This is a genomic window from Vagococcus vulneris (assembly GCF_003950515.1).
Taxonomy (GTDB): domain Bacteria; phylum Bacillota; class Bacilli; order Lactobacillales; family Vagococcaceae; genus Vagococcus; species Vagococcus vulneris.
Genome location: NZ_NGJS01000001.1, coordinates 1 through 13,303 on the forward strand (window position 1 = coordinate 1; position 13,303 = coordinate 13,303).

Here is a 13,303-nt window from a genome sequence, read left to right on the forward strand (position 1 = left end):
CGAAAGCCTTGTAAACATTATAAATAGTCTGTTTTGAACGTTTTAGATGTTTAGCAACGACTATCACTTTTTGATGTTGATGATAATAAGATTCTATTAAAACTAGTTCCTCTGTAGTAAGATGTGTATAGATCATTTGTGATCACTCTCCTTGTTTTCTTTGGTAGGAAATACAATTTGAGTGTATCACAAATGATTTTTTAGTTGTCTAGCTTAATTTTACAATCGACGGATTAAGAAATTAACAATTTAAATACTCATTGAATTCATAATTTTGCCCTTTATTTGAACTAACAGTTATGTTATATTATAAAAGGATTTAAATACCTAGGAGGGGATTTAGATGATTTATCAAAAATTGACGAGTATAACGAATGAGTTGTGTATTGAGAATATTTCGTATAATGATAATAAATTTTTGATTGAATTAAGACCATTAGCAGATGAAAACTATGTTCAAAAAGAGAAAGCTGACAATTGTTTAACTGGGTTACTAACAATTTGTATAGAATTCGACGAAATAACAGCGATTAATGTTATCGATAGTTCTTTTTATAATTATCAACAAGATAAAGATGTAAAGCACGGTTTCAGACGTTATTCAAAATCTAATTATCTTGATTATGTATTAAAGGAAACAATGTTAAAAGAATTTATGGAGGTGACGCACGAACAAGCATATCATTACGAAATCGTCACAATAACTAATGTTATTTCAATTATAACTTCCGTAAGACCTTTGATAAAGTTTAAATATCAAGTGAATAAAAAAAATAACCGTTAATTTATGATTGACGGTTATTTTTATTCTTAATTAATTTTTTACGGTAAACGAAAGGATAAGTTTAACTTGAAGAAAAAACAAATTTATAAATGGTTTATAGTCTTTCTTTTCAGCACTTTTCTCACTGCGTGTGTAAATTTAGAGAAAACACAAAAGGCTGACACTACGGATTCAAAACCAGCAGTTTATCACAAAATTGATAATCAAGGACGTGTTCTAAAAGAATTTCCGCAGTTTTATCAAGCAAGTTATTTTGGGAATAATAAAATAAACCGGGATAGGGGGACTTATGTTGTCCCAGGGTTAATTGCAACAGAATCGTTATCATTAAATAATAGTAACCATTTGAGTGAAAGTTATCAGATGGATCCTCAAGGGGTTACAGTGGTTGAGAACTATTTAGTTATCAGCGCCTATAGTCATGATGAACGTCATGCCTCAGTTTTGTACGTACTAGATCGTCTAACTCATAATTACATAAAAACGATAGTTTTAGAAGGAAACCCTCATGTTGGCGGTATCGCCTATGATGACCAATCAAAGAATCTCTGGGTTTGCGCTAAAACAGATACTTCAGAAGCGGCAATTGTATCAATTCCATTGGTAAGGATCAGAGACTATCAGATTGATATTAATAAAGCGCCAATCAAATATGATCAAGTAGTAGTGTTAGACGATATCAAACGAGCATCATTTATCGCATATAAAAACGGCAGTCTGTTTGTTGGGTATTTCTCAATTAATCATGAAGGAATACTAGACGAATATGCCTTGAATAAACACGGGAATTTAAAACGAACGGTAAAAAATCGTGTTGTACTGACAACAAAAACAGATCAATTATCGGCTGAAACAACGTTTAAGGTAGAACATGGCATTCAAGGGATTACTTTTTATAAAGATTTTGTATTGCTTTCCCAATCATATGGTCCCGAGGATTCTGCAATTTTGGTATACAGACATAAACAAGGGCGCGAGAAGGTACGTTATCTTGACGAGGAGGTTCTTATGAAAATAGAAGCACCACCTTATCTGGAACAAATCAGCGTTAAAGATAATATATTGTACACAATTTTTGAATCAGGAACACAGCGTTTTAGAACTAATCCATCAGTAACTGTGGTTGATCGGATAATCGAACTGGATCTGCCGATATTATTAAAAGATTTAGATAAATAGAGGTTATTTTCTTTTTTAAAATAACCTTTCTTCTTTATTGACATATATAAACAATCTATGCGATAATATAAATCGTAACAATTACTATTTAAGCCCAGGAGTGATTAGATGGCAGTTCCAGCAAGAAGAAGTTCTAAAACAAAGAGGTTAAAAAGACAGTCAGGCAAAGGCTTAACCGCACCAAAGCTGTCCTTCAGCAATAAATTTAACGAATATCATAGAAGTCATCATATGACTGAACAAGAATATCTAGAAAGAAAAGGTAAAAAATAATGAGAGTGAATATTATTTTAGAATGTAAAGAAACAGGGGAGAGGTTATATATAACAACTAAAAACAAAAGAAATACCCCAGAACGATTAGAATTAAAGAAGTATTCACCAAAATTGCGTCGTCGTGCAACATTTATTGAAGTAAAATAATAGATAGGGGTTGGAAATGTTGAATATTATTTACCCGCCAATTGTTGAAGATACCTACCGATCCCTAAAAACATTTGATCGCGATATAACAATTCAACAGGTATATCATATCTTATTAAAGAGTAAAATTATTGATGAGTGCGGTCAACCTACTTCCTACGCATTAAATCGAGGATTAGTCTATGAATACACCGAAACTGCAGATATGATGTTTGAGGATTTTCTAAAAGTTTATCCTGTATTTAATAAACTCTCTGCTGAAAAATTTAAATTAATCGATGGTTTTTGGGAAATGCCAGTATCGGAAAAGGTAAAATTGCAGACATCTATTGATAATTTTCAATTGACTTATGATGAACTGGCACAATTAGATGCATTTTTTGAGAATAGATAAAAAAGGCTGAGGCTTTTTTTATTGACTAATCTTAATACTTTTTTTAATTTTATGAAAAAAGTATAGGGTGATGGAAAAGGTGAAATTTTTAATTTCAGGATAGGTGTTAAGGAAACGTTACCGACTATATCTGTATACATAAAAATCGGGATAGCTTTTGGTATTGTTGCAAATCTGTTGGCTTTAATATTTGGTTGATATTATTAATGTCTTGCGTTTGTATATGCAGGATTAGCACAGTTTATTACGGTGAGCCTTCTAGCGACTCAAAGTTCCATCTTAAGTATTATTTTTTCAACATTTCTAGTTAAACGAGAATTAAATGATGGGTCTGAGGTTAGCATCGTATTTTAAGCAAGAAAATAAGTTGGATCCTATTATTATTGTATCCCTGTTGACAGATGAAAGCTATGTGTCAGGCGTAAATCAATTAAATTATACCGGAAACCGGCTAAATTTTTCATGGTTTAATACTGCTAATATCCTTTCTTACGTTATTTGGGTTACTTCATCTATTTGAGCTGCAATGGGAGGGTCTTTTATTGCAGAACCAGAAAAATTAAGTCTCGACTTTATTATTGTTGCGATGTTTATCGGTCTAATATATTTACAATTAGTTTCAGACAAAAATCTGTATCTCAATCCGCAGCTGATTATGATTGAGACTACCTTAATCATTGTGTTTGTTGGTTTGTTTTTTATATCAAACAGTATTCTGGTATTAGCAGCAACACTAATCGGCTGTATTGTGGAAATGGTGATTAAACATGTTTTTTTCTGATTGTAATTTATTAACAATTTCGGGGGTGTGGGGTCGTAACTTGGTTATCGCGAATAATTCCTTTTGTTTTGTTAAAACGCATCGACTTGCCAAAACCTTTAGAAAAAATTTTAGATTTTGTCCTGATTGTAATTATGTCTTCACTGTGGTTCTCTAGTTTCTTTGAACAAAACCTAGGTATTTGCCTACAAAATTCATATGGGTAACTTCATTGCTTCTATTCTGACGGTTCTTTCAGCAATTTTGTCACGTAATTTATTGGTTTTCGTTATTATTGATATGGTATCTTGGCACTATTAAGATTATTGTGATGAAAAAGCGTGTCCACTTATCTATTATTAAAGATAGGAGGACACGCCTTTTATTTATATGTCGCTTTTTGTGCGCCAGATTCCAGAATTCCATCTTCGTATCATAAAAACGGCACGCAGGCCTTCATCAATTGTATAAGCAAGCCAAACACCGACTAATCCAAGACCCACAGGAATCGCCAAAGCATATGAGAAAGGTAGACTGATGACCCACAATACTAAAAGACTACAAAATAACGGAAATTTAACATCGCCAGCAGCATTTAATGATCCGACCATTACCATATTTACTGCCCGGCCTGACTCTAAAAAGATATCGATTAAAAAGATAATTTTAGCAATTTGAATAATTTCATCATTGGTAGTAAATACCGTCATAATTGGTTCAATTGCTAACCATGTCACTAGCGAAATGATTCCTGAACAAAGAATTGCAATGACAATTGTTCGTTTGCCACGCATAAAGGCACGATCAAATTCTTTTGCTCCAACATTGCGTCCAATCATAATTTGATTTCCTTGACTTAATGATGCTGCAATCAAGTATACAAATTGGGTAATCGCGGTGACATAAGATTTTGCAATCAGCATGTTCTGACCTAATGAAGCGACAATCATTGTTACGACAACCTGAGATGCCGTATAAGACAGGTTTTCTCCAGATGAAGGCAGACCTAAAGTTAAAATCCGCTTCAGCATATCTAGAGACAGATTCTTTATCTTTATTTTCAAGATGTTAAAACCTATTACTTTGTAAAGAATAATAAAAGCAAAAATTAGTGCGATAAAATTACTGACAACCGCGGAGATGGCTAGTCCTTCTACACCTAAATGAGGCAGACCGAAGGGACCGTATAAGGCAGCGTAATTACCGATAAGCGCAAAACAAATAGCGATTGTTGGAATTATTAGTGCTGCTTTAGTTTGTCCGTGGCTTCTTAAAGCCGCTATGATTGTAGCGATAATGGAACTGATAAATAAGCTGGCACCATAGATTCGCAAATAATTGACACCTAGAGCAATAATTTGTAGTGGTAAATTCATAACGTGAAGCAATTGCTCCGGAAATAGCATAAAAACAGCGCTGATTAATAAGCCGAGTATTAGAGAACCCATCAGTGCGGTAGTGATAACGCGATCTATCTGATGATGTTTTTTTGCACCAATAAGTTGTGCAATAATAATCTGTGAACCAACAGTAATAAATCCATAGATAAAAACAGATAAGTTAAGTAATTGATTAGCTGAACCGACAGCTGCAACAGCAGGTTCAGAATACTGAGAAATCATCCATACGTTAACATTTCCAATAAACACACGTAAAAACAATTCAACAAAAATCGGCCAACTTAAAAATATAAGTTCTTTATCAGAAATTGTGTGATTGGTAAAAAAATGCTTAGCCTTATAAAACATGTGTCACCTTCCCCTAAAAATGTACTTGCTCATTGTATTTTAGCGATTTTCAGTCATAAGTCAATTGATTTTTCAGTAAAATTTAAAACAAAAAGATAGACAATTAAATTACCGGGTTGTAAAGTAAGGACAGTAATGAATTGGAGGAAAAACTATGTACGATGTAATTATAATCGGTTCAGGTCCGGCAGGTATGACTGCAGCACTTTATGCATCACGTTCTGGATTATCTGTTCTTGTCATTGAAAGAGGAGCTCCTGGAGGCCAAATGATGAATACCAGTGAAGTGGAAAACTATCCCGGATTTGATATGATTCAAGGTCCTGATTTAGCAATAAAAATGTATGACAATGCTATTAAGTTTGGCACTGAAAATGCTTATGGCAACGTTCAGCGAATTGAAGATAAAGGTGATTACAAAGTAGTTGTTTGTGAAGATGCTTCTTATGAAGCAAAAACAGTTATTATTGCCACAGGAAGTGAACATCGTAAAATCGGGATTCCAGGTGAGGAAGGATTCTCTGGTCGAGGTGTGTCCTACTGTGCGGTTTGTGACGGCGCATTTTTTAGAGACAAACACCTAGTCGTTGTCGGAGGCGGAGATTCAGCCGTTGAAGAAGGCTTGTATCTAACCCAGTTTGCGAGTAAAGTAACTATTGTTCATCGTCGAGACCAGCTACGTGCACAAAATATTTTGCAAGATAGAGCATTTAAAAACGAAAGAGTCGATTTTATTTGGAATCACGTTCCGATTGAGATTAAAGGTGATGATACGAAAGTTACATCGATTCGTTTAGAAAATGTCGTGACAAAGGAACAAGCTGATTTTGAAGCTGACGGTGTCTTTATTTATATTGGACTTGATCCACTGACAGAACCATTTAAAAATATGGGTATTACTGATTCAGAAGGTTGGATTCTGACAAATGAACGTATGGAAACAGCCATCCCAGGGGTTTTTGCTGTTGGTGACGTAAGAAAGACAGTTTTACGCCAGATTGCGACGGCAGTTGGTGACGGCAGTATTGCGGGACAAGAGGTCTATAACTATCTACAAAATTTATAATATGAATCGAGCAGTCAAGTTGATTTGTCATTCGGCGGACTGCTTGTTTTTTATTCAATTTAGTACAATAAAATGATATACTTGATATGAATTTTTTAGATTTTAATAATGAGGTGACAATATGGCTTGGAAGGCTGTTTATGAACAATGGAGACAAACAGATAATTTAGGTGAACTGGTTTTAAACGATTTAAAAATTATAGAAAATAATGAAGATCTCATCAAAGATGCTTTTTATGCGCCATTAGAATTTGGAACTGCGGGAATGCGTGGAATTATCGGTGCGGGTATCAATCGAATGAACATTTACACAGTAAGACAAGCAGCTGAAGGTTTGGCATTATTTATTGACTCTCAGAATGAAACCGCTAAGAAACGCGGTGTTGCAATTGCTTATGATTGTCGTCATCAATCACCTGAATTTGCAATGGCGGCAGCAGAAACTTTGGCGGCGCATGGCATACGTTCCTTTGTTTTTGAGAGTTTGCGTCCAACACCTGAGTTGTCTTTCGCAGTGAGGGAATTGAATTGTGCAGCAGGTATTATGATTACCGCAAGTCACAATCCATCAGATTATAATGGCTTCAAAGTGTATGGAGAAGATGGCGGACAAATGCCACCTGAAGCAGCAGATGCTGTTACAGCTTATGTTCGCAGTATTGAAAATCCTTTAGAAATTGAAGTGGTTTCACAAGAAAAAGCACCTGATTATATTACAATAATCGGTGAAGATTTGGATAAAAAGTATTTAGAGCAGATTAAGACAGTGACAATTAATAAACGTTTAATAAGTGATTACGGGAAAAATTTAAAATTAATTTTTACACCGCTTCATGGAACAGGCAAAATGCTTGGAGAGAGAGCTCTAAGGCAGGCAGGTTTTGATAGTTTTGAATTCGTTGAAGCCCAGGCTATCGCTGATCCGAATTTTTCTACAGTTGTTTCACCGAATCCGGAGGAACATGCGGCTTTTGAGTATGCAATAAAGCAGGGAAAAGAAACAGGTGCAGATGTTTTGATTGCAACTGATCCTGACGCAGATCGACTTGGTGCAGCCGTTAGATTACCCAATGGTGAATATCAAGTGTTAACTGGTAATCAATTGGGAAGCATAATGCTTCATTATATTTTATCTGCTAAAAATGAATCCGGTCAATTAGCACAAAATACAGTTGCACTTAAATCAATTGTTTCGAGTGAGTTGCCTGCTAAAATCTGTCAGAAATTTGATGTTGATATGATTGACGTTCTAACAGGTTTTAAATTTATTGCTGAAAAAATTAAGGAATATGAACAAACTGGTGAAAAAGAATTTGTTTTTGGTTTTGAAGAAAGTTATGGCTATTTAATTAAGCCCTTTGCTCGTGATAAAGATGCGATTCAAGCGTTGGTCTTATTAGCAGAAATTGCAACTTTTTATAAATCAAAGGGTCAGAGCTTATTTGACGGATTGCAAGAAATCTATAAAGAGTTTGGTTTTTACATCGAAAAGACAATTTCTAAAACATTTAAGGGAATTGAGGGAATTCAAAAAATTAAAGATCTGATGTCAGCTGTTAGAGAAAATAAACCGGTTGAATTTGGTGGTATACCGGTAGCTGCAGTTGAAGATTATTCACTAGATCAAGTGACGTATAGTAGTGGTCATGTGAATAATATTGGTTTACCTAAAGCAAATGTTTTAAAATTCAAGCTAACGAATGGCAGTTGGATTGCAATTAGACCGTCTGGAACAGAACCCAAAATAAAATTTTACATTGGTGTTAATGCAGATTCTGAAATACGAGCTCAAGAAATTTTCGACGCTATTTTATTGAGTGTAAATGAATTAAGCGATTAGTCGAACATGCTTTGAAGGGAAGATGATGTAATGGTATTTGAAAGAGTGTCTGCGGAAGAAATTAATAAAATAAGCCGATTCTATAAAACGCTGAGTGATGCGACGAGATTAAAGATATTGTTGGCATTAGATAATCAAGAGATGAATGTGTCAACTTTAGTCGTACACCTTGATATGGAGCAATCAGCTGTTTCGCACCAGCTGCGTCTTTTGAGAGAAAACCGTTTAGTTAAAACCAGACGAGAAGGGAAGACAGTTTTTTATTCAATTGATGATCAGCACGTAATCGACATTCTTAAAGAGACAATGGATCATTTATCACATGTATAAGTTGAGCCGAACAGTCAGTGTTCGGTTTTTTTATATATTTTTTAAAATTTATGATAATATGAACTATTGAAATAGCATAAAAACTACGGGAGGTTTTTATTTATGGAAAAAAAGATCAAGGTAGGAATGTTCGGTCTTGGAACTGTTGGAATGGGAGTTGCTGAACTGTTCCAGTCGGAAAAAAATAAAGTCAAAGAAATGACTGCTGTTGAAGCAGAATTGGTAAAAGTATATGTGAGAAATGTTTCAGTGAAACAAGATTCAGCTGACAAGTATCATTTGTCGTTAGTAACAACACCAGAAGATATTATTAATGATCCGGATATTCAAATAGTGATTGAAGTTATCGGAGGAATTGAAACTGCCAAAATGCTGGTTGAAAGTTCATTGAATACTGGCAAGCATGTGATTACTGCAAATAAAGATTTGATGGCTCAATATGGCGATGAATTGACACAATTAGCAGAACATAATGGTGTTAGTTTATTTTATGAAGCAAGTGTTGCTGGTGGTATTCCAATTTTGCGTACTGTTGCTAATAGTTTTTCTGCTGAAAAAATCAACAGTATATACGGTATAGTAAATGGAACGACTAATTTTATGTTAAATAAAATGTCAGAGGAAAATAAAACGTATGCAGAAGTATTAAAAGAAGCTCAAACATTGGGATTTGCAGAACAAAATCCAAAGAACGATGTTGAAGGAATCGATGCCGCATTTAAGATGGCTATTTTGACCAAATTTGCTTATGGGATGACTATACCGATGACTGATATTCAGCGCCAAGGTATTACCGATGTCACACCTGAGGATATTCAATCTGCTCAAGGATTAGGATATGTGCTGAAATTAATCGGTTCGGCTAAAAAAATGACAACGGGGATTTATGTTGATGTAGCTCCGGTAATGGTTCCCCATGATCACCCATTAGCAAATGTCAAAGGTGCAATGAATGCGGTTTTCATCAATAGTACAGGAATCGGAGAATCAATGTTCTACGGCCCTGGTGCAGGATCGCTGCCAACAGCTGCAAGCATTTTGAGCGATGTTGCTACGGTTATTCGGAATATTAAAATAAATGAGGCTGGTTTAGCATTTAATACATATGCAACTGAATTAAAGATTGCTGCTGCTGATGATGTGTCTGATAAATACTATTTTTCGATGACTGTTCCAGATACTGCCGGCGTTTTTAAAGAATTGGCTGATTTAATGGCGAAAAATGGTATTAGTTTTAAACAGATTCAGCAAAAACCTATCAGCCACTGTAAAGCACAAGTAATTTTAACAACTCATGATATAACTATGACACAGCGTGATACGATTTTAGCTGTTTTTAAATCGACTCCTAGTATCGAATTACAATCAGTCTATAAAGTTCTTTAGTAAAGGAGAAAATAATGAAAATAAGAGTACCTGCAACAACAGCAAATTTAGGATCAGGTTTTGACTCCTTTGGTTTAGCACTGTCTATGTATTTAGAAGTTGAGGTTTGCGCAAAAGTTGAAAATTGGCATGTGGAGCATCAAATTGCAGGCTTGCCGAGTGACGAAAATAATCTTATCGTTAAGAGTTTATTATACACAGCACCTGAAACACCACCGCATCACCTTAAAGTAATAACTGATATTCCGACAGCTAGAGGATTAGGTAGCAGTTCTTCAGCAATTGTTGCCGGAATAGAATTAGCAGATAAATTGAATCATTTGGAATTATCAGATTCTGAAAAGTTAGAATTGGCTAATTCAATCGAGGGTCATCCGGATAATGTGGCCCCAGCAATTCTTGGTGGGTTTGTTGTTTCTGGAATAACATCTGAGAAAGTTTTTGCAGTATCGCATCAATTTATTGACGCTGATATTGTTGTAATCATACCTAACTATACTTTGTTAACTTCGTCAAGCCGTCAGGTTTTACCTCAAGAGATGTCTTATAGACAAGCTGTTGCTGCGAGTTCAACGGCCAATGGTTTATTGGCAGGATTTTTGACAAATAATCTTAAGTTAGTTGAGTTATTATTAGAAAAAGACCGTTGGCATGAACCATTTCGTGAGCATTTAGTACCTGAATTAACTCATGTCAGAGCGTTAAAGCAAGAATTGAACTTACCGATTATTGGCTCTGTCCTCAGTGGGGCTGGACCGACTGTTTTAGTTTTGGCTCAGCAAGGAAGTGGACAAACTGTATGCCGTGAATTAAGTAAGCATATAAAAGATTGTCGTATTACAGTGTTAACTGTGGACATGAATGGGATAATGATTATTTAGATTATGTTATTTCAGTTTAAATTCATGTTGATTTATAGTAGACTGTAGATGATTTACATTGTTCAAAGAAGAGAGGGACCGCGTCCGATGGAAAAGGAAAATAAAATTATCGATATCTTTTGGCATTGGGTTAAAATGACAATTTTAGCATTTATGATAGTCATGTTTATTCGCGGATTTATTCTAGTTCCTTTAGAAATTACAGGGAATTCAATGGAACCGACACTGCAACAGAATGATTTTGTCGTTACTGAACAATTTTCTAAAATTAAACGTTTTGACATTGTTGTTTTTGATGCACCGGACGGTAGTACTTATGTTAAGCGTGTCATTGGTTTACCGGGAGATCATCTGGTCTATGATAATGATCAATTATATGTAAATGGTAAAAAAGTTCCTGAAAAATTTTTAAAGAATGTTAAGAAACGGAAAAATGAAATGGTTTATACAACCGATTTAGATACTTCAGAGCTTTTGGGTTTTAAAAAGATACCTAAAAATCGTTATTTTGTTTTAGGTGATAATCGTCGGTTAAGTAAAGACAGCCGTTCTTTTGGTACTATTTCATCCGAGGATATTATCGGTAAAGTTAGATTTGTTTATTATCCGATAACACATGTAAAAATTTTTTATTAAAAATGTACAACAATTTCACAAAAAAGCGGAATAGCATAGTTCGGCTTTTTTGTTGTGCTGAAGGAAAATAGAACCTAGCACTAAAGTTGCGAAAAATATGGTATAGTTTAAAATTGTTAGAAGTTGTTGAAAAAAATAATGATAATTTATAAAGTGATTGTAAACAAATAATCATTTATAAATTTTTAGGGGGAATAAATATGACAATCCAATGGTTTCCTGGTCATATGGCCAAGGCACGAAGAGAAGTTTCAGAAAAATTAAAGCTAGTCGATATTGTATACGAAATAGTTGATGCACGTTTGCCAATTTCTAGTCGGAACCCAATGATGGATAATGTTATTCAGCAAAAACCATGTTTAGTTTTATTAAATAAAGAAGATTTAGCGGATCCTATTCAATCAAAAGAATGGCAGGTGTATTTTGAATCAAGAGGACTATACTGTCTTTCAATCAATGCGAATCAAGGAAAAGGTATAAAAAAAATTATCGCTAAATCAAAAGAAATTTTAAGTGAAAAAATTGAAAGACAACGTCAACGCGGAATGAAACCTCGTCCAATACGAGCAATGTGTATCGGCATTCCAAACGTAGGTAAATCAACATTGTTAAATAGATTAGCGAAAAAAAATATGGCAAAGACAGGTAATATGCCAGGCGTTACTAAAGGACAACAGTGGCTTAAATCTGGGAATGACTTGGAGTTGCTGGATACGCCTGGTATTTTATGGCCGAAGTTTGACGATCAGTTGATTGGAAAAAAATTGGCTTTAACCGGAGCAATCAAGGATACATTACTGCATATGGATGATTTGGCAATTTTTGGAATTGATTTTTTTAAAGAGTTTTATCCCAAACAGTTATCAGAAAGGTACCAACTTTCTTCAGAGGATATAAAATTAACTTCTCCTGAATTATTGATGTTAATTACTGAAAAGCGTGGTTTTCAGGAGGACTATGAAAGAGGTAGTAAAATGGTAGTGAATGAAATTCGAGATGGACGATTAGGTCGTTTTACACTAGACAGAATTAGTGAATTTGAGGACTAAGTGATGACAAAAGAAACAATTAAGTCGATAAAAAATAAGCTTCAAAGCATTACTCAACTTGATGATGATCTTTTAGTTTTTTTTCAAAAAGATGAGAGAAGAGGAGTGCAGGCGGCAGTCACTCAACGTATGAAACAAATTGAAAAACAGGAAAAATTAAAAAGTCATTTTTATGATATGATGATTTTTGAAAATCAAGCAGCAGCAGACGGCTTTAAATATATTGCTGGAATTGATGAAGTGGGTCGTGGTCCTTTAGCCGGTCCAGTCGTAGCGTCGGCTGTTATTTTACCTAGAAATTTTAAATTATTTGATGTAAACGACTCAAAAAAATTATCAGAAAAAACTCGCGATAGATTATTCGAGGAGATAATGAGGTCAGCAATATCAGTGGGTGTTGGTGTAGTTAGTGAGACAATCATAGATGATGTTAATATTTATGAAGCAACAAAGATTGCTATGCTTGAGGCAGTTAATAATCTTGAAATTTCACCAGATAAGCTGCTGATCGATGCGATGAACTTAGATTATCCTGTAAGTCAGGAAAAAATTATTAAAGGTGATGCTCGCAGCGTTTCAATTGCTTGTGCCAGTATTATTGCAAAAGTAACTCGAGATCGAATGATGATTGACTATGACAGACAATTTCCAGGATATGGGTTTGCAAAAAATATGGGCTATGGCACAAAAGAGCATCTTCTTGGATTAGATCGGCAAGGTTATTGTATGATACATAGAAAAAGTTTTGCCCCTATTAAAGATATGGTGTAATAATGCTTAACTCCTTTATTTGCGTATATTGTTTGTATAATATACTTATGAAGGAGT

14 protein-coding genes and 3 pseudogenes are annotated in these 13,303 nt (G+C 34.6%); 15 read left to right on the forward strand and 2 right to left on the reverse strand.

Features of this window, described 5'->3' with window-relative positions; genetic code table 11:
- A pseudogene (locus CBF37_RS11730) lies at positions 1-136 on the reverse strand (IS30 family transposase); the annotation flags it as partial.
- Between the two features lie 207 nt (positions 137-343).
- Between CBF37_RS11730 and CBF37_RS00010 the strand changes: the two are divergent.
- From CBF37_RS00010 to CBF37_RS00040, 7 genes and pseudogenes are all read left to right on the forward strand, one after another.
- Positions 344-784 carry a hypothetical protein gene (locus CBF37_RS00010; protein WP_125982760.1) on the forward strand — a complete coding sequence of 147 codons (441 nt, stop codon included), beginning with the start codon at positions 344-346 and terminating at the stop codon, positions 782-784.
- Between the two features lie 66 nt (positions 785-850).
- Positions 851-1,963: a YncE family protein gene (locus tag CBF37_RS00015; RefSeq protein ID WP_125982761.1), complete on the forward strand. Its 1,113-nt coding sequence runs from the start codon at positions 851-853 to the stop codon at positions 1,961-1,963.
- A 108-nt stretch (positions 1,964-2,071) separates the two neighbouring features.
- Positions 2,072-2,236, forward strand: coding sequence for a 50S ribosomal protein L32 (gene rpmF / locus CBF37_RS00020; protein WP_125982762.1), 165 nt, complete (start codon positions 2,072-2,074; stop codon positions 2,234-2,236).
- Complete coding sequence (gene rpmG, locus CBF37_RS00025) at positions 2,236-2,385, forward strand: 50S ribosomal protein L33 (RefSeq protein ID WP_125982763.1); 150 nt, start codon at positions 2,236-2,238, stop codon at positions 2,383-2,385. Before rpmF ends, rpmG begins: the two co-directional genes overlap by 1 nt.
- 16 nt (positions 2,386-2,401) lie before the next feature.
- Positions 2,402-2,779 carry a hypothetical protein gene (locus CBF37_RS00030; protein WP_125982764.1) on the forward strand — a complete coding sequence of 126 codons (378 nt, stop codon included), beginning with the start codon at positions 2,402-2,404 and terminating at the stop codon, positions 2,777-2,779.
- Positions 2,780-2,863: 84 nt separating this feature from the next.
- Positions 2,864-3,560: pseudogene (locus tag CBF37_RS11895) on the forward strand (AzlC family ABC transporter permease).
- A 23-nt stretch (positions 3,561-3,583) separates the two neighbouring features.
- Positions 3,584-3,860 (forward strand): annotated as a pseudogene (locus CBF37_RS00040) (AzlD domain-containing protein); the annotation flags it as partial.
- Positions 3,861-3,925: 65 nt separating this feature from the next.
- Here the strand turns inward: CBF37_RS00040 and CBF37_RS00045 are convergent.
- Complete coding sequence (locus CBF37_RS00045; RefSeq protein WP_125982765.1) at positions 3,926-5,287, reverse strand: MATE family efflux transporter; 1,362 nt, start codon at positions 5,285-5,287, stop codon at positions 3,926-3,928.
- A 154-nt stretch (positions 5,288-5,441) separates the two neighbouring features.
- Here CBF37_RS00045 and trxB point away from each other — a divergent pair, with 154 nt between their 5' ends.
- The 8 genes from trxB to CBF37_RS00085 all read left to right on the forward strand — a co-directional run bounded on the left by trxB (position 5,442) and on the right by CBF37_RS00085 (position 13,246).
- Positions 5,442-6,353, forward strand: a complete 912-nt coding sequence (trxB, locus tag CBF37_RS00050) for a thioredoxin-disulfide reductase (protein ID WP_125982766.1) — start codon at positions 5,442-5,444, stop codon at positions 6,351-6,353.
- Between the two features lie 121 nt (positions 6,354-6,474).
- On the forward strand, positions 6,475-8,193 hold the full coding sequence (locus tag CBF37_RS00055) for a phospho-sugar mutase (protein ID WP_125982767.1): 1,719 nt from the start codon (positions 6,475-6,477) through the stop codon (positions 8,191-8,193).
- Positions 8,194-8,223: 30 nt separating this feature from the next.
- Positions 8,224-8,523, forward strand: a complete 300-nt coding sequence (locus CBF37_RS00060; RefSeq protein WP_125982768.1) for an ArsR/SmtB family transcription factor — start codon at positions 8,224-8,226, stop codon at positions 8,521-8,523.
- Between the two features lie 102 nt (positions 8,524-8,625).
- On the forward strand, positions 8,626-9,909 hold the full coding sequence (locus CBF37_RS00065; RefSeq protein ID WP_125982769.1) for a homoserine dehydrogenase: 1,284 nt from the start codon (positions 8,626-8,628) through the stop codon (positions 9,907-9,909).
- 14 nt (positions 9,910-9,923) lie between these two features.
- Positions 9,924-10,790 carry a homoserine kinase gene (thrB, locus tag CBF37_RS00070; RefSeq protein ID WP_125982770.1) on the forward strand — a complete coding sequence of 289 codons (867 nt, stop codon included), beginning with the start codon at positions 9,924-9,926 and terminating at the stop codon, positions 10,788-10,790.
- A gap of 87 nt (positions 10,791-10,877) precedes the next feature.
- Entirely contained in the window at positions 10,878-11,426 is a 549-nt protein-coding gene (gene lepB, locus CBF37_RS00075) for a signal peptidase I (protein WP_125982956.1), read from the forward strand.
- 200 nt (positions 11,427-11,626) lie between these two features.
- Positions 11,627-12,475, forward strand: coding sequence for a ribosome biogenesis GTPase YlqF (gene ylqF, locus CBF37_RS00080; protein ID WP_125982771.1), 849 nt, complete (start codon positions 11,627-11,629; stop codon positions 12,473-12,475).
- Positions 12,476-12,478: 3 nt separating this feature from the next.
- Positions 12,479-13,246 (forward strand): ribonuclease HII, encoded by a 768-nt coding sequence (locus tag CBF37_RS00085; RefSeq protein ID WP_125982772.1) that lies wholly within the window; start codon positions 12,479-12,481, stop codon positions 13,244-13,246.
- Positions 13,247-13,303: the final 57 nt, after the last annotated feature.